Annotated in this window: 22 protein-coding genes; 20 read left to right on the top strand and 2 right to left on the bottom strand. The window is 51.7% G+C overall.

Features of this window, described 5'->3' with window-relative positions:
- The first annotated feature begins 15 nt into the window (after window positions 1–15).
- The 20 genes from rnc to Q3F21_RS03535 all read left to right on the top strand — a co-directional run bounded on the left by rnc (window position 16) and on the right by Q3F21_RS03535 (window position 17,560).
- Window positions 16–717: a ribonuclease III gene (rnc, locus tag Q3F21_RS03630; RefSeq protein ID WP_003386032.1), complete on the top strand. Its 702-nt coding sequence runs from the start codon at window positions 16–18 to the stop codon at window positions 715–717.
- A 330-nt stretch (window positions 718–1,047) separates the two neighbouring features.
- Window positions 1,048–4,617: a chromosome segregation protein SMC gene (gene smc / locus Q3F21_RS03625; RefSeq protein ID WP_340250110.1), complete on the top strand. Its 3,570-nt coding sequence runs from the start codon at window positions 1,048–1,050 to the stop codon at window positions 4,615–4,617.
- 66 nt (window positions 4,618–4,683) lie between these two features.
- Window positions 4,684–5,694 carry a signal recognition particle-docking protein FtsY gene (gene ftsY / locus Q3F21_RS03620; protein WP_340250109.1) on the top strand — a complete coding sequence of 337 codons (1,011 nt, stop codon included), beginning with the start codon at window positions 4,684–4,686 and terminating at the stop codon, window positions 5,692–5,694.
- A 155-nt stretch (window positions 5,695–5,849) separates the two neighbouring features.
- The gene (locus tag Q3F21_RS03615; RefSeq protein WP_340250108.1) at window positions 5,850–6,188 is read left to right on the top strand and encodes a putative DNA-binding protein; all 339 of its coding nucleotides are present in this window, start codon (window positions 5,850–5,852) and stop codon (window positions 6,186–6,188) included.
- Between the two features lie 10 nt (window positions 6,189–6,198).
- On the top strand, window positions 6,199–7,605 hold the full coding sequence (gene ffh, locus Q3F21_RS03610) for a signal recognition particle protein (protein WP_340250107.1): 1,407 nt from the start codon (window positions 6,199–6,201) through the stop codon (window positions 7,603–7,605).
- Window positions 7,606–7,714: 109 nt separating this feature from the next.
- Entirely contained in the window at window positions 7,715–7,987 is a 273-nt protein-coding gene (gene rpsP, locus Q3F21_RS03605) for a 30S ribosomal protein S16 (protein ID WP_003386026.1), read from the top strand.
- 23 nt (window positions 7,988–8,010) lie between these two features.
- Window positions 8,011–8,238 carry a KH domain-containing protein gene (locus Q3F21_RS03600; protein WP_003386025.1) on the top strand — a complete coding sequence of 76 codons (228 nt, stop codon included), beginning with the start codon at window positions 8,011–8,013 and terminating at the stop codon, window positions 8,236–8,238.
- A 68-nt stretch (window positions 8,239–8,306) separates the two neighbouring features.
- On the top strand, window positions 8,307–8,738 hold the full coding sequence (locus Q3F21_RS03595) for a YlqD family protein (protein ID WP_340250106.1): 432 nt from the start codon (window positions 8,307–8,309) through the stop codon (window positions 8,736–8,738).
- Between the two features lie 67 nt (window positions 8,739–8,805).
- Window positions 8,806–9,324, top strand: a complete 519-nt coding sequence (gene rimM / locus Q3F21_RS03590; RefSeq protein ID WP_340250105.1) for a ribosome maturation factor RimM — start codon at window positions 8,806–8,808, stop codon at window positions 9,322–9,324.
- A gap of 13 nt (window positions 9,325–9,337) precedes the next feature.
- Window positions 9,338–10,090: a tRNA (guanosine(37)-N1)-methyltransferase TrmD gene (trmD, locus tag Q3F21_RS03585; RefSeq protein WP_340250104.1), complete on the top strand. Its 753-nt coding sequence runs from the start codon at window positions 9,338–9,340 to the stop codon at window positions 10,088–10,090.
- Between the two features lie 148 nt (window positions 10,091–10,238).
- Window positions 10,239–10,586, top strand: a complete 348-nt coding sequence (rplS, locus tag Q3F21_RS03580; RefSeq protein ID WP_003386021.1) for a 50S ribosomal protein L19 — start codon at window positions 10,239–10,241, stop codon at window positions 10,584–10,586.
- Between the two features lie 118 nt (window positions 10,587–10,704).
- Window positions 10,705–11,262 (top strand): signal peptidase I, encoded by a 558-nt coding sequence (gene lepB / locus Q3F21_RS03575; RefSeq protein WP_340250103.1) that lies wholly within the window; start codon window positions 10,705–10,707, stop codon window positions 11,260–11,262.
- Between the two features lie 42 nt (window positions 11,263–11,304).
- Window positions 11,305–12,195, top strand: a complete 891-nt coding sequence (gene ylqF / locus Q3F21_RS03570) for a ribosome biogenesis GTPase YlqF (protein ID WP_340250102.1) — start codon at window positions 11,305–11,307, stop codon at window positions 12,193–12,195.
- Between the two features lie 80 nt (window positions 12,196–12,275).
- Entirely contained in the window at window positions 12,276–13,052 is a 777-nt protein-coding gene (locus tag Q3F21_RS03565) for a ribonuclease HII (protein ID WP_340250101.1), read from the top strand.
- A gap of 36 nt (window positions 13,053–13,088) precedes the next feature.
- The gene (locus Q3F21_RS03560; RefSeq protein WP_340250100.1) at window positions 13,089–14,738 is read left to right on the top strand and encodes a hypothetical protein; all 1,650 of its coding nucleotides are present in this window, start codon (window positions 13,089–13,091) and stop codon (window positions 14,736–14,738) included.
- Window positions 14,735–15,028, top strand: a complete 294-nt coding sequence (locus Q3F21_RS03555; protein ID WP_340250099.1) for an EscU/YscU/HrcU family type III secretion system export apparatus switch protein — start codon at window positions 14,735–14,737, stop codon at window positions 15,026–15,028. The genes Q3F21_RS03560 and Q3F21_RS03555 overlap by 4 nt, the downstream gene beginning before the upstream one ends.
- Window positions 15,025–15,405, top strand: a complete 381-nt coding sequence (locus tag Q3F21_RS03550) for a YraN family protein (protein WP_340250098.1) — start codon at window positions 15,025–15,027, stop codon at window positions 15,403–15,405. The genes Q3F21_RS03555 and Q3F21_RS03550 overlap by 4 nt, the downstream gene beginning before the upstream one ends.
- A gap of 441 nt (window positions 15,406–15,846) precedes the next feature.
- The gene (locus Q3F21_RS03545; protein WP_340250097.1) at window positions 15,847–15,993 is read left to right on the top strand and encodes a hypothetical protein; all 147 of its coding nucleotides are present in this window, start codon (window positions 15,847–15,849) and stop codon (window positions 15,991–15,993) included.
- A 39-nt stretch (window positions 15,994–16,032) separates the two neighbouring features.
- Window positions 16,033–16,803: a nucleotidyltransferase domain-containing protein gene (locus tag Q3F21_RS03540; RefSeq protein WP_340250096.1), complete on the top strand. Its 771-nt coding sequence runs from the start codon at window positions 16,033–16,035 to the stop codon at window positions 16,801–16,803.
- Window positions 16,804–16,855: 52 nt separating this feature from the next.
- A complete protein-coding gene (locus Q3F21_RS03535) occupies window positions 16,856–17,560 on the top strand; it encodes an exonuclease domain-containing protein (RefSeq protein WP_340250095.1) in 705 nt (234 codons plus the stop codon).
- 226 nt (window positions 17,561–17,786) lie between these two features.
- Here the strand turns inward: Q3F21_RS03535 and Q3F21_RS03530 are convergent, their stop codons facing one another.
- Window positions 17,787–18,515, bottom strand: coding sequence for a polysaccharide deacetylase family protein (locus tag Q3F21_RS03530; protein WP_340250094.1), 729 nt, complete (start codon window positions 18,513–18,515; stop codon window positions 17,787–17,789).
- Window positions 18,516–18,554: 39 nt separating this feature from the next.
- The gene (locus Q3F21_RS03525; protein WP_340250093.1) at window positions 18,555–18,866 is read right to left on the bottom strand and encodes a hypothetical protein; all 312 of its coding nucleotides are present in this window, start codon (window positions 18,864–18,866) and stop codon (window positions 18,555–18,557) included.
- Between the last annotated feature and the right edge of the window lie 1,948 nt (window positions 18,867–20,814).

The following is a 20,814-nucleotide window of genomic DNA, read 5'->3' as shown; positions in this document are numbered from 1 at the left end:
AGGAAGTCTTCGGGGATGGTGGTGAGGGTGATGAATTTTGCCGAGCTGCAAGAAACCATAGGTATCCGGTTTCGCGACGAGAGTGTTTTGCGGCAAGCGTTCACCCATTCTTCTTACGTCAACGAGCAACGAGGCAAGCGCATCCAGGACAACGAGCGATTGGAGTTTCTCGGCGACGCTGTTCTGGAGCTTACCGTTTCCCAGTTCCTTTACAAGACGTTTCCCAAGATGAGCGAGGGTGAAATGACCAAGCTGCGTGCGGCGATCGTCTGCGAGCCTTCACTCGTGAAGTTTGCTGAGCTGCTTCGCTTCGGCGAGCTGGTACTCTTGGGAAAAGGGGAAGAATTGACGGGGGGCCGACAGCGGCCCGCTTTGTTGGCGGATGTGTTTGAAGCATTTATCGGAGCCCTTTACCTGGACCAAGGTTTGGATGCGGTTTTCACCTTTATGGAAAAATACGTCTATCCACGAGTGGACAAAGGGGAGTTTACCAACCTGACGGACTTCAAGAGCCAGCTCCAGGAATTTGTTCAGCAGGATAACCTCGGTGAAATCAATTACCGCATTCTGGAGGAAAAAGGCCCTGCTCACAACCGTGAGTTTGTGTCCGAGGTGCTTTTAAACAATCGGTCGCTGGGTGTTGGCACAGGCCGTTCCAAGAAAGAAGCGGAACAACAGGCAGCCGCAAAGGCATTGATCCTACTCGGTGCTAAGTAGAATGTAAAATGAGTCCAAAGGAGAGTGAGGAAGCGCCTGTGCTTGTCTCGCTCTTTTTTATATGTTGCCGGGCCTTGGTGCTGTATCATCGGCAGTGTACATGTTAGGCACCCTGTCTTTCGCTTGATGCAGCCAAGCTGACGTCATGGCCGGATCTGCCGGCAGACGGAGAAAGATACCGCTCGATTGCGGTTATATGGTACACTGTAGAGGGAATGTCCTTGAAAAATCTTGCGCTCCTGTCCCAGGCAGGAGCTTTCTTTTAGAACGAATCGATTTTTAGTGACAGTTTTTTTGCGACAGGAGCTTTTTGGTGGGAGGACCGTTCGTATGTATTTGAAACGCCTGGAACTGGCAGGGTTCAAATCGTTTGCAGACCGGACAGAGCTGGAGTTTGTCCCTGGTGTAACCGCTGTAGTCGGACCAAACGGCAGCGGCAAAAGCAACGTGTCGGACTCGATCCGCTGGGTGCTCGGCGAGCAGAGCGCCAAGTCGCTTCGCGGAGCCAAGATGGAAGACATCATTTTCGCCGGCAGCGACTCGCGAAAACCGGTGAATTATGCGGAAGTGACATTAACGCTGGATAATAGCGACAGGTCTCTCGATGTAGAGTATTCGGAAGTGTCCGTTACCCGTCGGGTGTACCGTTCCGGCGACAGCGAATATTACATAAATAAACGAGCATGCCGACTCAAGGACATCATGGAGATGTTCATGGATACGGGGCTAGGCAAAGAAGCCTATTCGATCATTGGACAGGGGAAGATCGAGGAGATCCTCAGCACCAAGTCCGAAGACCGCCGCGGCATCTTTGAAGAGGCGGCAGGCATCGTCAAATACAAGACCCGCAAACGGGAAGCGGAGAAAAAGCTGGATGAAACGGAACAGAACCTCGTCCGTATTCATGATATTGTCAGCGAGATCAACGAGCAGGTCGGCCCTTTGAAAGAACAGGCCGAAACTGCCCGCACCTATAAACAGCTGCATCAGACGCTGGTTGAACATGAAATCTCCCTTTATGTGCAGCAGATCGAGGCCGCTCACGCGAAGTGGGAAGAAGCGGGCCGGCGTGTCCAGGAGCTTCAGGAAGAGCTGGCCGGGCAGTCGGCGCAAGCGTCCTCCCGGGAAGCCGATCTGGAAAAAGCAAAGTTTCACGTCAGCCAGATTGATGAATCGATTGAGGAATTGCAACAGGTTCTCTTGACCGTCAGCGAAGAAACGGAAAAAGTAGAGGGCCAGCGGGAAGTACTGAAGGAAAGGCTGCGCAATCTGGCAGCCAACCGCGCGCAAACCATCGAGCAGCTCCATCGCATCACGGAAAAGCAGCATGCCGTCGAAGCAGAGTTGGAGGGAGAGCGGGCTCGTACGGAAGAGACGAGCAAACGGCTCTCGGAAGCGCAAGCCTCCCTGCGCGAGGCGGAGAACCAGTTTTTCGCCATGGTCCAATCGTTGACAGATGACGTAGAACGGCTCAAGGGCGACTACTTTGAAAAAGTAAACGATCTAGCCAATTTGCGAAATGAGATTCGCCACCAACAGCAGCTGCTTCAGACTGGCCTCGCCCGGGCGGACAGGCTTTCGAGCGAGAAAGAGCGCCTGGACCAGGAGGAAGCGGCCCGGGTCGGCAAAATAGACGAGCTTCGCCGGCAGCTGCAGGAGATCGAAGCGGATCTCGAGGAGACGCTCGCCAGCTACAAAGAATCGCTTGAGCGCATTCGGGAAGGGCAAGCCCGTCTGGAAACAGCCAGACGAGAGTTGAGGCAGGCTGAACAGCGAAAAGAAGCGATCCGCTCGCGACTGGATATGCTCAAGGAAATGCAGGCCGACTTTGCCGGCTTCCAGCAAGGCGTAAAGGAAATATTGAAGGCGCGGGAACGGGGATTTCAAGGCATTCACGGAGCCGTAGCCGAGCTGGTCGTCGTACCGGAGAAATACGAAACGGCAATGGAAGTGGCTCTGGGCGGCGCGCTGCAAAACGTCGTGGTGGAAAATGAAGCAGCAGGACGTGCCGCGATCGCTTACCTGAAGCAGCACAATGCGGGACGGGCTACCTTCCTTCCTCTGGATGTTATTCGTCCGCGCAGTCTTCAGCCAGAGGACAAGCGACTTTTAGGCAAGGAGGCGGGCGTCGTCGGCATTGCCAGCGAGCTGGTTTCCTATGATGCGACGTACCGTACGATTGTGGAGTCTTTGCTTGGAAATGTGATCGTGACAGAGTCGCTCGAGCAGGCCAATCGCGTCGCCCGGGCAATGGGGTACCGCTATCGGGTCGTGACACTGGAGGGCGATATCGTCAACGCCGGAGGTTCCATGACGGGCGGGGCGTTGAAGAAAAATTCGACGAACCTGCTGGGGAGAAACCGACAGGCAGAAGAGCTGGAAGCGCAAATGGCCCAGATCGAAGAGGCCATTGTTGGGCATACTACTCTGGTAGAAAATGTAACGAAGGAGCTGCTTCAGATCGAGCAGCACCAGGAGCAGCTGCGCAACCAGGGAGAACAGCTTCGCCTCAAGGAGCAGGAAGTGAAGGTCATCCTGCAACAGACAGAGGGAGAAGGAAAAAATCTCTCGGACCGTCTGCTCATTGTCGATCAGGATATTGCCGGTTATGAACGGGAAATGAATGAAGCCCGCAAAAAGCTGGAGGAGCTGGAAGCGGCTCTCGCGCTGATGACCGAGGAGGAAAAGGCGCTGTCGGATCAGATTGCCGCCGCGGAAGCGAAGCGCCAGGAACAGCTGGAGTCCAAGGAAGAGATGAATCAGCGGATCACCAGCCTGAAGGTGCTGGATGCCCAGGTGAGCCAGGAGCATCAATCCCGGGTCGAGCAGGTAGAGAGATTGGAAGAGCAGAAGAAGACGCTTGCGCGCGAGTGGGAAGAGCTGAACAAAACGCTCGCTTCTTACGACGAGCTGGAGGCGACGAATGAAACGAGCAGCGCCGAGCTTGAGCAGAAGATCTCCGAGCTGCGCCAGGATAAAGAGCGAGTCGCTTCGCTGATTCAGGAGCGCAGGAGCGAGCGGGCTACCCTTTACCACCGTCAGGAGCAGGTGGAGCTGGAGGTGAAAGAGATCCGCAAGCGGCTCAAAGCCTTGGAAGACAGCCTGCATCAGGAAGAGGTCAAGGTCAACCGCTTCGATGTCGAGCTGGATCATCTGTTGAATAAACTCTCCGAAGAGTACGAAATGAGCTATGATCTGGCGAAGCAAAAATATCCGCCGCGGGGCGAAATCGCAAGCGAGCAGCAAATCGTCAATCGCCTGAAGAAGGAAATTGCCGCGCTCGGTACGGTGAACCTCGGAGCGATTGAAGAGTACGAGCGTCTGTCGGAGAGGCAGCAATTCCTCAGCGCCCAGGAAGAAGATTTGAACGAAGCCAAAGCGATGCTCTACCAGGTGATTGAGGAGATGGACCAGGAGATGTCCCGCCGATTCAAGGAAACCTTTGACGCCATTCAGGAGCAGTTCCGGGATGTGTTTGTCCAGCTGTTTGGCGGAGGGCGTGCCGATCTGGTCTTGTCCAATCCGGACAGCCTCCTGGAAACAGGGATTGACATCGTCGCGCAGCCGCCCGGCAAAAAGCTGCAAAATCTCGCGCTGCTCTCCGGCGGGGAGCGGGCGCTGACAGCGATGGCCCTCCTGTTTGCCATCCTCAAGGTAAGGCCAGTGCCGTTCTGCGTGCTCGATGAGGTAGAGGCTGCTTTAGATGAGGCCAATGTCAACCGCTTTGCCGAATACATGCATCAATTCAGCGGCCAGACGCAGTTTATTTGCGTGACCCACCGAAAGGGCACGATGGAGAGCGCCGATGTGTTGTACGGTGTGACGATGCAGGAAGGCGGCGTTTCCAAGATCGTTTCCGTCAAGCTGGAGGACACGCGCAAATACATCGAGTCAGCGTAGCTGCCCGGCCATGACAGCTACGGAGAGGCATGGCGCTTTGACTTTAGACAGAAAAGGAAGATGAAGATGAGCTTTTTTAAACGCTTGCGGGATGCGATCGTACAGAAATCAGAAGCAGTCACGCAAAAGTTTACAGACGGATTGGCCAAGACCAGAGACCTGCTGGTGGAAAAGGTGGAGGACCTCGTCCGTCGCTACAAAAAGATCGACGAGAACTTCTTTGAAGAGCTGGAAGAGATTTTGATCACCGCCGATGTCGGGGTAAATACCGTCATGGAGCTGATCGATGAGCTTCGCGCGGAGGTTCGCAAGCAAAAGATCGAAGACGCCATGGACCTGCAGCCGATTTTGTCCGAAAAGCTGGTTGCCCTGCTGAAAAATGACGATGAGTTGGATGCGGGCCTGAACGTCGAGGACGGCCGCCTGAACGTCATCCTGTTTGTCGGCGTGAACGGCGTCGGAAAGACGACGACCATCGGCAAGATGGCTCACATGTTCAAGCAGCAAGGCAAAAAAGTGCTGCTGGCAGCGGGCGACACGTTTCGCGCAGCCGCCATCGAACAGCTGGAGGTATGGGGCGAGCGCGTGGGAGTCGACGTGATCAAGCACCAGCAGGGAGCCGATCCAGCTGCCGTGATCTACGATGCGCTGCAGGCGGCGAAGTCGCGCGGAGCAGACATCCTCCTGTGCGATACGGCGGGACGTTTGCAAAACAAAGTAAACCTGATGGAAGAGCTGAGCAAGGTCCACCGCGTCCTGCAGCGGGAGTTGCCGGGCGCGCCGCATGAAGTCCTCCTCGTACTCGATGCCACGACGGGACAAAATGCTCTCTCGCAAGCGAAAACGTTCGGCAAGTCCGCCGGGGTGACAGGGATTGTCCTCACGAAGCTGGACGGTACGGCAAAGGGCGGCATCGTCATCGCGATTCGCAATGAATTGAACATCCCGGTGAAATACGTGGGATTGGGCGAGCGGATGGACGACCTGCAGCCGTTTGATCCGGAGCAGTTTGTCCATGCCTTGTTCGCCGGATTGATCGCTCAGGAGACAGAGGGCGGGCAGCAGGCAGAGGCTTGATATTTCACGACCAAAACCCGTGATGGTTGTTCCGAAAATCTTGTCAATAAAAAAGCTTGACAGTACATGGGGAATTAGGTAGTATAGGTATCGTGCTGTAAAGGAAAAAGTCTTTACAGGATGATTCGAGTACCTCTCAGCAAAGGATTGGTTACATGCTCGAAAAAACCAATCAAGTTAATCTCTTGTTTGACTTTTACGCACCGCTCCTCAAGGGCAAGCAGCGCGAATATCTGGAGCTGTACTATCTGGACGATTTGTCGCTGGGCGAAATTGCCGAGATGCACGAGGTCAGCAGACAGGCCGTGTACGATCACATCAAGCGGGCGGAAAAACAGCTCTTCGAATACGAAGACAAGCTGCGTTTATCCGCCAGGCATGAACAGCGGCAGGCATTGCTTGACCGGATGGAGAGCATCGTCGGGGGACTTGCGGACAGCGGGGCGAGAGCTGACTTGATGACTTTGCTCCACCAACTGTCAGAGATGGATTAGGAGGGCTCGTATGGCGTTTGAAAGCTTAGCCAGCCGGCTGCAGAGCGCATTTGACAAGCTGCGCGGCAGAGGCAAGATCGACGAGACCGTCGTCAATGAGGCGATGCGCGAGGTCCGTCTGGCCCTGCTGGAAGCCGACGTCAATTTCAAGGTCGTAAAGGATTTCGTTGCCCGCGTAAAAGAGCGGGCAGTCGGGCAAGAGGTGCTGAAGAGCCTTACTCCCGGCCAGATGGTCATCAAGATCGTCAACGAAGAGCTGATCGAATTAATGGGCGGAAACGTCGCCCAACTGGCCGCGTCTCATCGACCGCCAACAGTCGTCATGATGGCTGGTCTGCAAGGGGCCGGTAAGACGACGACGACCGGCAAGCTGGCCAAGTACTTGCAAAAACAAAATCGCAAACCGCTGTTGGTCGCAGCCGACATTTACCGTCCGGCAGCCATCAAGCAGCTGCAGGTTTTGGGCGATCAACTGAATGTTCCCGTTTTCTCTCTGGGTGATCAGGTGAGCCCGGTCGAGATTGCCAAACAGGCGATCGACCATGCGAAAGCCAATCACCTCGACTATGTGATTATCGACACGGCGGGCCGGCTGCATATTGACGAAGCGCTGATGGAAGAGCTGAAGCAAGTGCGCGAAGTAGCCAAGCCGGACGAAATCTTGCTCGTAGTCGACGCGATGACAGGTCAAGATGCCGTCAACGTGGCAGAGAGCTTCAACAGCCAGTTGGAGCTGACGGGCGTGATCCTGACCAAGCTTGACGGCGATACGCGCGGCGGTGCAGCCTTGTCCGTGAAAGCAGTGACAGGCAAGCCGATCAAGTTTGCCGCGATGGGCGAAAAACTGGACGCACTGGAGCCGTTTCACCCCGATCGCATGGCCTCCCGGATTCTCGGGATGGGCGATGTGCTCAGCCTGATCGAAAAGGCGCAGGAAGCCGTCGATGAAGAGAAGGCCAAAGAGATGGAACGCCAGATGCGCCAAGGGGAATTTACGTTTGACATGTTCCTCGACGCCATGCAGCAGATGCGCAACCTTGGGCCTTTTGAGGACCTTCTCGGGATGATGCCGGGAATGAACAAGATGAAGGGCTCCGTGAAGGTGGATGAAAAACAGATTGCCCGTGTCGAGGCGATCGCCAAATCGATGACCAAAGAAGAGCGCTCCAATCCCGAGCTGCTCAACGCCAGCCGCCGAAAACGCATTGCGGCGGGCAGCGGGACAACGATTCAGGAAGTAAACCGGTTCATCAAGCAGTTTGACGAGATGAAGAAGATGATGAAGCAGTTTACCGGCGTCGCAGACAAGATGAAGAAGAAGGCGAAGAAAAAAGGCTTCGGACTTCCGTTCTTGGGCAAAGGCGGCAATCAGGGAGGAAACAACTTCCCGTTCAATTTCAAGCCGCCATTCAAATAACAGGGATGATCTCTTCGCCTGTTTTTTGCGCAAGCAAAGGCGGCGATGGTTCAGATAAGCATTGCCAACGTGATTCTGATCGCGTTGATCCATATAGGAGGTGAACAACATGGCAGTTAAAATCCGTCTGAAGCGTATGGGTTCCAAGAAAGCTCCATTCTACCGTGTAGTCGTTGCTGACTCCCGTTCTCCGCGTGATGGCCGTTTCATCGAGGAAATCGGTTACTACAACCCGGTTGCTCAACCGGCTGTTGTTAACATTGACACTGAGAAAGCGGTGCAATGGATTCTGAATGGTGCAGCTCCGACTGATACCGTTCGCAACCTGCTCTCCAAAGCAGGCGTTATGGCGAAAGTACACGAAACCAAATACGGCAAGTAAGCCGTTCATCTGGAGGTCTGATGATGAAAGCACTGGTCGAAACGATCGCAAAGGCTCTCGTCGATCATCCTGATGAAGTTCGTGTCAACGCGGTGGAGAAAGAGCGCACGCTCGTCTACGAACTGTCGGTGCATCCCGATGATATGGGGAAAATCATCGGCAAGCAGGGACGAATCGCGAAGGCTCTTCGCACTGTCGTGACCGCCGCATCTGTGCAAACGGACAAGCGGGTCACGGTTGAGATTGTCTAGGAAAGGCTGGGAGGTGTCCCAGTCTTTTTTCTATAGGTCCAGATGTCAACTAGTCCTTACGGGAGGAAATGGCAGACGTGCTCACTATCTTACGCACGGTCCAGGTGAAAATCGTATTGACCGAAGCGTCTCGCGCCGCGCTAACCGAGCAGTATCAAAGGCAGCTCCGTCAACAGCATGACGAATGGCAGCAGTGGGAATTTCAGGCGAAAAAGCTTTTGGCTGATGCCCGCAAACGGTCGGGAGACTTGCTGCAAGAGGTACAGACGAAAATTTCGCAGGAAGAGCGCCGCCGGCAGGAAAAGCTGGAGCAATTGAACGTGCAGCTGAAGCTGGTGGAAACCTTGCCTGCCGGTGCGGAATTGGACTATATGACGGTACAAAGCCCGGTTCAGATTGAAATCGGCGACGTTTGGGAAGAAAAAATGTCAGGAACGGTAATCCTGTTAAAAGACGGTGTTGTCGACGAGATTCGAAAGGGACCGGCAACTTACGAGTAAACAGCCGTGTTGTCTCAACAGCTGTTACTCGAAACTTGGGTTTTCGCGAACCGAAAGGAGGAACCGCATGAGTGAAAAGCGTTACTATACAGTGGGAAAGCTGGTAAACACGCAGGGACTGCGGGGAGAGGTCAGGGTCATTTCCACGACTGATTTCCCCGATGAGCGTTTTAAAAAGGGCAGCGAGCTGCAATTGTTCCACCCTTCCCTGGAAAAGCCGATCGTGCTCAAGGTCGCGACTCGTCGCTCCCATAAGGATTTTGAAATCCTCAGCTTCGAGGGATACCCGTCTATTAACGACGTGGAAAAATTCAAGGGCGGCGAACTGAAGATTCCTGACGATGCTTTGCTGGAGCTGGAGGAAGACGAATTTTACATACACCAGCTGGTAGGCTGTCAGGTGGTGACAGATACGGGAGAGGAGCTGGGGAAAATCGTCGATGTCCTGCAGCCTGGCGCCAATGATGTATGGGTCGTAAAAGGGAAGCGCGGAGAAATCCTTTTGCCGTATATTGACGATTGCATCAAGGAAGTGGATATTGCCGGCAAACGCGTTGTCTGCCACCTGATGGAAGGCTTGCTGTAGAGGAGGGCAATCGGTGCGAATAGACATTTTGACGCTGTTTCCCGAGATGTTTGAAGGAGTTTTGGGGAGCAGCATTCTCGGCAAAGCGAAGGAGAAGGGCATCGTCGACTTCCACGTGACGAATTTTCGGGAGTTTTCCGAGAGCAAGCACGGTACCGTGGACGATACGCCGTACGGCGGCGGAGGCGGCATGGTGCTCAAGCCGGAACCGCTGTTTCGGGCGGTGGAGGCGGTAACCGCCGAGGTGAAGCCGCGCGTCATCCTGATGTGTCCCCAAGGAAAGCCGCATAGTCAAAAGCTGGCGGAGGAGCTGGCCCGCGAAGAGCATCTGGTGTTTGTTTGCGGGCACTACGAGGGCTATGACGAACGCATCCGCCAATACCTCGTGACCGATGAGATATCGATCGGGGACTATGTGTTGACCGGAGGCGAACTGGCTGCCATGGTCGTCATCGACAGTGTCGTCCGTCTCCAGCCGGGAGCGTTGGGCAACGAGAGCTCGGCAGTGGAGGATTCCTTTACCACCGGATTGCTGGAGCATCCTCACTATACGCGTCCTGCGGAGTTCCGCGGATGGAAGGTGCCTGACATCCTGCTCTCGGGCCACCATGCCAATATCGTTCGCTGGCGGCTGAAGGAATCTCTGAGGAGAACAAAAGAACGCAGGCCCGACCTGCTTGCGGCCATGGAAATGACGGAGGAAATGCAAAAGCTGCTGCGCGAGCTGGAACAAGAGGAAAAAAATTCGGGCTTGTCTAAGGAATAAACCTTGTAGTTTGCAGGTCAATATGCTAATATACTTCTTGTGGCAATTTTGCCCGCTGACTAAGGCGGTCCGCTACTCGTATCCCGATTGATAGATCGGCTCTTGAATAGACGGGTAAGAACGTCTGATCGGAAGGAGGGAATTGAGGATGAACCAAGTAATTCGTGAATTGGAAAAAGAGCAACTGAAACAGGACATTCCTGCGTTCCGACCTGGTGACACTGTTCGTGTTCACGTAAAGGTTATCGAGGGTCAGCGCGAGCGTATCCAGCTGTTTGAAGGCGTTGTGATCCGCCGCCGTGGTACAGGTGTCAGCGAAACCTTCACCGTTCGTAAGATTTCTTACGGCGTAGGTGTTGAGCGTACGTTCCCGGTACACACTCCAAAGATCGACAAGATCGAGGTTGTGCGCCACGGTAAAGTTCGCCGTGCGAAACTGTACTATCTGCGCGATCGCGTTGGTAAGGCAGCCCGCATCAAGGAAATTCGTCGATAATAGCAAGCGTTCGATAAAAAAGGGGTCTGGCCTGCTAGCCGGGCCTCTTTTTCCATTGCATTAGAATGGAGAAACCCTATTTCGGGGAAGATACCGGCAGAAGCGGAGGGATCGAAACATGAGCGAAGAAGTCGCCTCCAGCCGAACCAAAAACGAGACATGGGAATGGCTCAAGGCACTAGGTATAGCGGTTATTTTGGCGTTTTTAATCCGAACGTTTCTGTTTGCCCCCTTCATCGTTGACGGCGAATCGATGGAACGCACCTTACATAACAACGAAAAATTGGTGGTCAATAAAGCGATTTACTACCTCTCCCAGCCCAAGCGCGGCGATATTATCGTTTTCCATGCCGAAGAAAAGCGCGATTACATCAAGCGGGTTGTGGCTGTAGCGGGAGATACGGTGGAAGTGAAAAATGACCAGTTATTGATAAACGGGAAAGTCGTTGACGAGCCTTACCTGGAGCAAAATCGCAAGGAAGCGGCGGGTATGAAAATCCCGCTGACAGATGATTTCGGTCCTGTCCAGATCGGAGAAGGACAAATATTTGTCCTTGGCGACAACCGCCTGAACAGCCACGATAGCCGAGCGATCGGCCCCGTGCCGCTGGACCGTGTGGTTGGCCGGGCCGAGTTCGTATTTTGGCCAGTCTCCGGTTTTCGTATGACCCGTTGATCGGACGACCTTATGTATGACAAAAGAGGCAGGTGAGACGTCATGGCCATTCAGTGGTTTCCCGGGCATATGGCAAAGGCCCGCAGACAGGTTACGGAAAAGCTGAAGCAGATTGACGTGGTGATCGAACTGCTCGACTCCCGGTTGCCGCTGTCGAGCCGCAATCCGATGATTGATGAAATCGTAAGCGAAAAGCCGCGGCTGCTTCTGCTGAACAAAGCCGACCTGGCGGATGACAAGGTAACAGAAGAGTGGGTTCGATACTTCCGCGAGCGCAACCTCCGGACTCTCCCGATCGACGCGTTGAGCGGGAAAGGCGTGAACAAGCTGCCGGAAGTTTGCAAGGAGCTGGCGGCAGACATGCTGTCCAAGCGAGCGGAGCGCGGCATGCAGGCCCGAGCGATCCGGATTATGATTCTCGGGATTCCGAACGTGGGAAAATCCTCGCTGATTAATCGGCTGGCCAAGCGGGCAGTGGCCCAAACGGGTGACAGGCCGGCTGTAACCAAGGCTCAGCAATGGGTAAAGATGGGCGACACCTTGGAGCTGCTCGATACCCCAGGCATTCTGTGGCCGAAGTTTGAAGATCAGATGGTCGGCCTTCGTCTGGCAGCCAGCGGCGCCATCAAGGATGAGCTGATCGATTTTACCGAAGTGGCCCTGTTTGCGATCAGCTACATGATGCACTATTACCCGGAACGCTTGATGGAGCGGTTCATACTAAAGGAGCTGCCTGGTGACCGCGTAAACATGCTCGAGGAGATCGGCAAAAAGCGCGGGTGCCTTATATCGGGCGGGGAAATCGACTATGACAAGGCAGCCGAACTGTTTTTGCGCGAGCTGCGGTCAGGCAAATTGGGGACTGTAACGCTGGAGCGCCCCATCGATTGGGAAATGGAAGAACCGATCGGCAAGCCGCAAGCCCTTATGTAAAAGGCATATAGATGCACACCTGTCTATCCCGTGGGTAGACGGGTTTTTTCGTAAATACATAGTGCAAGGTGATGAAATCAATGAATCTGGCAGAAATGTCGATAAAAGAAATACGGGATCTGCTAGAAAAAATGGACGAGGTCCCCAAAGATTATTTACAATTGCTGAAAGAAGATAAACGGAAAGGCGTACAAGAGCTTGCCCGTCAACTGGAGCAGGCCGAGGCCAGACAAGCCAAGCTTGCCCTTCAGTGGGAGGAGATGACCACTTTTGAACGGTCGCTTTGGGCCGAAGGATACGAGCATCTTCTGGGGATTGACGAAGTCGGACGCGGTCCTCTGGCCGGGCCTGTAGTAGCTTCGGCTGTTTGTTTGCCGCCAGACTTTTACCTGCCCGGTTTGAACGACTCGAAAAAGCTTCCTGCTGCTACGAGAGAAGCATTTTACGAGGTGATTACATCCAAAGCGGTTGCCGTCGGGATCGGTATTGTTTCCGCCGAACGCATCGATGCGATCAATATCCTGGAAGCGACGAAAGAAGCGATGAAGCTGGCCATAGCTGATGCGTCGCTTGTTCCAGACGCTTGCCTGATCGACGCTGTACAGCTAAAGGATCTGCCTTACAGGCAATTGCCGATTATCGGCGGCGACGGCAAAAGTGTCTCTATCGCCGCAGCCTCGGTCGTAGCAAAAGTGACGCGTGACCGAATGATGGCAAAATACGCAGAATTATATCCTCAATACGGCTTTGAAAAAAACGCTGGCTACGGTACGGCAGAGCATCTGGCAGCCCTGGAGCGCTACGGTACCACCCCGATTCATCGGAAGACGTTTACCGGAGTGAAGGCGCAGGCCTGAAGCTTCTGAGCCGGCCTGGCAATTAGGAGGCATGACATGTTTTCCCCTGCGCAAATGGTACAGTCCCTCATGCAGCGCACCGGCGCTGCAGCTCCCAAACCGGTTGAGTTTACGCCTGGTCAGGTATTTACCGGAGCGGTAGTGAGAACATACCCGGAAAATATGGCATTGGTCCAAATCGGGGGCATGCAGGTACAGGCAAAGCTGGAAGCCAATCTGGAGGCGGGCCAGCGCGCCTGGCTTCAAGTTCAGCCATCCAGCGGTGTCGTTACGATGAAGGTGTTGAACTCTCCGCAGGGTGGAACCGCGGCGGAGGCGTCGCTCGAAGGCCTGATGAAGTCTCTTGGATTTGCGGATACAAAAGAGAATCGGGCGATCGTGCAGGCGTTGGTAGGGTCAAATCTGCCGGTAAATCGGGATATTGTGCAAAGCTATGCCGCAGTGACACAGCGTTTGGGAGCGGATCAAGGCACACTGGACGCGTTCCTGCTGGCTCTTAAACGAAACTTGCCGGTGAATTTCGATTCGGTTGCAGGACTGAAGGCATTTTTGTCGGAAAAGCCGTTCACCCAAGTCATACAGGCCTTTCTAAAGCAAGCCGACAGCTTTTTGCAATCGGAGGAAACGGCTGAGATGAACCCTGCTCAAGCTGGAAGCCAGGCAAAGCCTCCGGGTGGGGGAGGTGGAACTGCGTCTCCGGAATCCCTCAATGCCCAGCTTCGGATGATCGTAGGACAGCTCCGCGATAAAGTTTCCACGCTGGCGGTAAAGCTGCCGGAAGGGAATCCTGCATATTCACCGTTGCCGCAGTCTTCGTCCAGCTCTGCTGCTGTAGCTGGGCAGACAAAAGGAGGAATGGCTGGGGCGCTTGCTGGACAGCAGCCGTTCACAGAAGCTGGCAATCAGACGCTGAGCCAGACTCGGACGGTCACAGGAGGCGCAGCAGCTTCCGCCGACGAGATGGTTCGGGTTTTCCAATCGGAAGGAGCGGAAGCAGGCACAGTTAAAGGGGCACCGCCTTCATCCGCTCAGACTTCGAAAAATGAGCATCCGATTCTGGAGATGTTTCGGCAGCTGGGACTGTCCCACGAGCGTGAAGCGATTGGACAAGCAATGAAGGGAACGCAGGAAGCACACAGGCAGCTGGAGTCCGTTAAGTCGCTTTTACTGGAGCTTTCCACAAGTTCGATACATGGCATGCCAACAGGACTGCGCGATGCAGCAGATACGCTGCTCCAGCAAGTTACCGGCCAACAGCTCATGCTGGCACAGCCTTCCAACCAGCCGCTCGCGCAAGTGGTCATGCAAATTCCCATCCGGACCAATGAAGGCGAAGATACGGCCTACGTTCAGATCGAATCCAGGAAGAAAAGCGGGGGAGAGCTGGACCCGGAAAACTGCCGATTGTTTTTCCACCTTGACCTAAGCGCGATGGGAACGACGATGCTGGATGTCGGGATCGTCAACCGAATTGTGAATATCCAGGTGTTTAACAACAACGACTGGGTGGAGCCGCTCGTTCAGAACATGCGGGAGGGGCTGGTTACCCAATTGCAAGGCATCGGCTATCAGCTTTCTTCCATGAAGGTTCAGGACATTCCTGACGCCAAACGGGCAGCACCACGGCTGGGCAACAACAGCGGATACATGTTAGCTGACTACAAGGGGGTAGATTATCGCGTATGAGCACCCCTCCTTTTGAAAGAGAAAAACGGAAGCAAGCCGTTGCGCTGCGCTATCAGGCTGGAGTAATGGAGGCGCCTACGGTGGTCGCGAAAGGCAAGGGCTACGTGGCGGAAAACCTGTTGAAGGCTGCCAAGGACAGCAACATCCCGATTCAGCAGGACCCCTCTCTGGTAGAAGTGCTGGGCAAGCTCGACATGAACCAGCAAATCCCTCCGGAACTGTACCAGGTAGTAGCGGAAGTCCTCGCTTTTGTCTACCGTCTCGACAAAGGAGGCAAGAAAAAGGGATGAATGATGTCCGTAGGGAACTTGGGCAGTGGGGCGAGCGCATAGCGGAAGCTTATTTGCTGCAAAAGGGGCTTCGCATAGAAGAGCGGAATTATCGGACAGCAAGAGGTGAAATCGACTTGGTCGCATGGGAAGGGGATGTCCTCGTCTTCGTCGAGGTCCGTACTCGCACCAGCATGAAATACGGGTCAGCTTTAGAATCCATTACTCGCCAGAAGAAAAAAAAGCTGAGAGAGATGGCGCTTGCATATTTGCAAGCGAAGACAAAGCCGAGCAGACCGTTTCGCTTTGATGTCGTGGGGATTCAATATCAGGACCGCGGCGGTGAAGCCCATACAGGTCAGACGCCGGTGATAACCCATATCGAACATGCGTTTTAAAACCGAAAAACGGGCGCCGAATGGGCCGCCCACTGGGGATACGTCTAAAGCAGAGGACCGTGTGACGGCGTACTATGTACTGTACTCGACGCGATGAAACTCCTCCAAGCACCATCTCTTGACCCTCCGGCATCCGGAGGGTATTTTTTTATTCACATCGGCAGCTTATGTTCCTGGTAATACTTTTCGGCTATAGAGCGGCATTTGTTTTTTCATATTCCGATAGCAAGACGAGCTTTTGCCAGGCAAATAATAAACTTCAGTGGCTTCGTTCATTATATTCCTTTATATTGGTTTAGAGGAAGCGCTCTGAAAATAGTAGGAGATGAATAGCACAAATATTTATAGCAGAGACTCCGAGACAAATCGAACGGTGAGATGCGCCCTCAAATGCTGTCTGTGAGATCGTTACAAAAATAGCTTGACGGAAGGAGTATAAACATGATGGAAATACTGTTCCTGATTCTGATGCTGGCTGGCGCGCTCAGCATTTACGATGCGATAAGAAAGCTTAACTCCAATATTGTTGCACAAATTGATCAAAACGAAAAAATCATCGAGCTGCTGACAAAATTGAATAACAAGTGATGCAAGGCTTGATTTTGAGCAGAAAGCCGGAGGAAGAACATGATCGAAACGATTCAAAAAGCACTTAAAAGGATAGAAGATGAGCAGCAGGTACGCATCTTATTTGCAGTGGAATCGGGAAGCCGGGCATGGGGATTTCCGTCGCGGGACAGCGACTACGACGTGAGGTTTGTATATATCAGACCCATTGATTGGTATCTGTCCATCGACGACAAAAGGGATGTCATTGAGGAGCCGATCAATGATGTGCTTGATATTAGCGGATGGGATATCAGGAAGGCTTTAGTGCTGTTCAGAAAATCAAATCCGCCGTTGTTGGAATGGTTGATTTCCGATATCGTCTATCACGATGCTTACGGCTTTAAGGAGGAGATGCTGAATATCAGGCATCAGGTATTCTCGCCAAAGGCGTCCCTCCACCATTATCTCAGCATGGCGAAAGGCAACTATCGGGATTACTTGCAAGGCGAACAGGTACGGATAAAGAAATACTTCTACGTTCTACGGCCTTTATTGGCGTGTATGTGGATTGAGAAGTACCATACAAATCCCCCGATTTTGTTTCAGGAATTGGTCAATGATCTGCTAGGCGAATCAGAGGTAAAACGAGTAATCGGGGAGTTGCTGAAAAGAAAGATAGCGGGAGAGGAGCTGAACCTCGAAGCGCGTATCGATGTGTTGAATCTTTTTATAGAAGAGCAGATCAGACATTTTACGGAGTCCGCCGGGTTGTACAGAAGCGTCATTGCAGATCCAACCGAACAGCTGGACAAGCTTTACCGGAAGTATTTGCGAGTAGTATGGCAGTAGCTGCGTTATAATAAACTGGTTGACTACATGATGGTGTACGTGAGGTGACAATATGGATGCAGTTGTGTTTGATCTAGAGACTACGTTTACATATGAAAAGGGACAAACTCCTGAAATTATCGAAATTGGCGCAAGAAAGATCAATCTGTCGGATCCTCAGTCGACACAGTTGAATACCTTTCAGTGCTACACACATCCTGAATTAAGAGGGAGAATCGGCCTGAGAACGAGAAAATTTATTGGGATGAAAGAAGCCGATTTAGAGCGGGTCGTTCCGTTTGCGCAAGGCATCCGCCAGTTTATCGAGTGGCTCGGCAACGATTACTATTTATGCTCGTGGGGAGGAGATGACAGACTGTTATTCATTGAGCATTGCGCGCGATATGGGATAAGCCTGAATTGGTTGAAAAATTATAACGATATTCAACCGGCGATCAGCCAGTTGCTGGGTGGACGTCCACAAATGAAGCTGAAAGATGCCGTCGTACAATCCGGCTTGGAGGTTCAGGGAAGGCTGCACTCTGCGCTTACCGATGCGATCAATACGGCAAATCTGTTAATCAAGCATCGCGCTGCCGTCCAGTTGGAAAAGAATACGCCACAGGAAAACTATTCGATGTCGTGTGCTCTTTATTGGACATGCAGAAAGTGCGCAAAGGAGAAGCACTATACAGCCTTTTCCGGCTCGAAGCGCTTTTGTCAGGAGTGTGCGACCGGAAAGCAAGAAGCAGGACGTACATCGGCACCTAGGCAATAAGCCTGAAAAACAAGCACCGGGTGGCTGCTCGTTTGATAAGAGGAAACAGCGGAATGCCGCAAGCTGTGGGCAGAAATCAACCTCATGCTGTTATACAGTCATTCAAAGCATCCAGTGTTGATCTGCGTTCAAACGAAGAGAAAGGATTGCCGCCGGTCTGACAGCAATCCTTTGTTTATGTCTTTACACGATTGCAAGCCAATCGTTTTGCGAAGAGAGCATGAATTCAACGAAGGTGCACCAGAGGGTCGCTGGTTGTCGTAATGCGACGTACAGCAAACATTCCTTGCCGCTGGCCGGCGAATCCGGGATTTGTGGATAGCGCCATTTCATAACCGGCCTTTTTTAACATAGGGAACATGTACGCCCGATGATAACCGTACGGGTAGGCAAGGATTCGTACAGGCTTGTTCAGGTGCTGCTCCAATATCTGTTTCGACTCCACAAACTCATTTCTCACTTGATCCGCTTTCAATTTCAACAGATTCGAGTGAGTGTCCGTATGCGACTCAAAATCTATCAAACCGCTGTCTTGCATTTCCTTAATCTCATCCCACGACAAAAAATTGGGTTTTCCGATGGAGGAAGTGACCAAGAATACGGTTGCTTTGATTTGATATTTTTTCAAGATCGGAAAGGCAGTGGTGTAGTTGTCCTTGTAGCCATCGTCAAACGTCAACAAAATGGGCTTGGAAACCGTATTTTGCTTGCTTTTCCACATTTCGAGCAATTCTGATGCAGTGATTGGCTGATAGCCCAGTTGCAAGATGGTTTTTACTTGTTCTTCAAAGGTAACGGGATCGACACAGTAGATGTCGTCTTTTTTGTCCGCGATGGAATGGTATTCCAAAATAGGTGTGGGAGTAGAACCCGTTTTGGCAGGAACAGGCGAAAAAGCACATGCAAATTGAAGGGCGATCAGAGAGACAACGAGGAGCCATTTCTTTTTGATCATATCCTGCTTCCTTTGTTTCTACCGATTTTCATTTTGATCTTAGTCGTATTTTTCGTCTTCCACTCTTGTTTCTCCATCGACGATCAATTCCAGCTCTGTCTCGAAATTCAAGATCAGTTCGCCTGGCAGCCGCTGCACGATCTTCTCCATTTCCGGGAGCAGCACAGCATCGTCAAGCGACTGGGGCGTCTCTTCCAGCCGGGTGAACCAGGCGCGGATCTGTTCGATCAACACGTAAAAGGAAGCCTCGAACTGATTTGCGTCCTCCTCGGCGTCATCCACCTGGCTTTTCTTCAACCGGTCCCAGTTTTCCAACATGACTCCGAGCGCCTTTTCAATCGCCGTCTCCATCTGTTCAACTCCTTTCGCGACAATTTCCAGATTTCATTGTAGCATGCTTTTGGCTGCTGGAAACTTCCTTTGCAAATATTATTTTTTTGACGGAAAAATGAAGAAGAAAGAGAGGTTCGATGTTGCATCGAAACGCTCGAATATTCATGTGACATGGATGGAATCTCTTTGTATAAGAGGTGGATGTTTCATGATCTCGCAATACGGTACTCGTCAAGTTCATCAGGTGATGTTATCCCGTGTGGTTTGTAAAAGTGACTTATCCAAGTTTCAAACGGAATATGAGATGAAATAATCTATGGTATTTAACCAGTAGATAAATGCATTGGATCTATAGTTAACAGCAAACTTTTCACCGTTGTGATATATCCAGAAGCTATGATCAACATCTTTGTCATAAAGCCAATCATAGAATTCTACTTTTAGTTTATTGATTTTTCGCCCGACTCTTGCAGAACAAGAAAAGAATTCCGTATCGTAGGGAGCAAAATTGACTTGAATTATCAATGGATTCACCTCTAATGAAGTATTTTATCATAATGTATAGGGACGCAAGTGAGTTGGGGGCTATTTACTTGAGTCTAAAGAAAAAAAGCTGCTTGTTATTTTCACAAAACGGTAAGTTCGGAAGGGGTGAATTTAGCATTTGCTCCCAGTTCAAATATCAGCAATAAGTGAAATAAATAGGTGGAGGACATGGGCAATAAACTCAAACATAACAAATCCACCCTTCGCAATCGACTTTATGAAATAGTACGTAATGGAAAAGGCTGGGTTTCTCAGTTTGTGGTTAAAACGTAACACACGAGATGTAAAACTCATTGTTTAGGAAACCTAAAGTACATGATGACAAACGCATCCTCATTGAAACCAAATTGTCGTTTGATGTATTCCTTTCCATTTTTGAGTTCTAATTAATTCCCAACAGAAAGGGCGGGCATAGCAAACAGAGTTTCTTGCATAAAGATAACATTCGGTCCTGACAAAAAACCTTGTAAGGAAGACAGTAATAGCTGGAATTCCGGTTCATGGTTTAGGAGATTCATCATCTGCACTTCATTTGCAAAATGGCAAAATATTTGTCTTTAGATTACATGCTTGTAGCATTCTACAAAACATTACCTGTGTTCCCAGGGAGGGGAAGCGTGAAAAGGCAGAAATTGAAATCGGAACCTCATTGAAATCCATGCTGCCAAAAAAGTGGACAAAGAAGTTGCTAACGGGAGCCTTTCCGCAGTGTACTGGCCGATTGCGGATACACGGCAGATAACCTGCCCTTATTGAAGCCAGGTCAAAAATTCGTCAGAGTGGGTGATAGATTGGGAAAAGAGGCAAAAGCCCACCCAGCTTCCTTCTTCTCCTTTACCATGGAAGAAAGGATTTTTTGCGTAAACCAATCCAAAGTAATTTTCTCTCTTGAGAAGTAGTGCATCGCCTTTTTTAAGATTTTATAGTCTCCTCTTCCAAATCCCGAATATGCTTCTGAAGGTCACGCATTACCTTATCTTCCGGTTGTAACTGACCACTACCGGCAAATGAGTCTATTTCATTTTGAATTCCTTGTCATACCTTTTTGGTATTGTCGGACATTCATGCCGATCGATGTAACGGATGCCGAACTATGCCTTTGGCGGGAGGAGTATGAAAATGCTTCCAGACTGGCACATAGATTCTCGAAGAATTGAAGGATGGCAATACAAAGTGGAACCGACTGTTCAATCTGGTTTTCTTCAGTGGCGAGGCACATGGCACCTTTACTGGCGCGGAGGGAATCGATCCGGAGAAAACCGGACGCCGCCTGATTGTTGACAGAATCAATCGAGAGCCAGATGCGTTTATCCGATTTACTATCGAGTCCCATGTACTACCACTTTGCGCTATCAAACTGCACCTTAACTGCCGAGCGTCGATAAAAACGATTGAAGAGGTCGGGCCTCGCTCTTAACAC

It is taken from the genome of Brevibacillus borstelensis (genome assembly GCF_037834415.1).
Classification (GTDB): domain Bacteria; phylum Bacillota; class Bacilli; order Brevibacillales; family Brevibacillaceae; genus Brevibacillus; species Brevibacillus borstelensis_A.
Note: the sequence above shows the minus strand (reverse complement) of the source record. Positions and strands in the feature narration are given on the sequence as shown.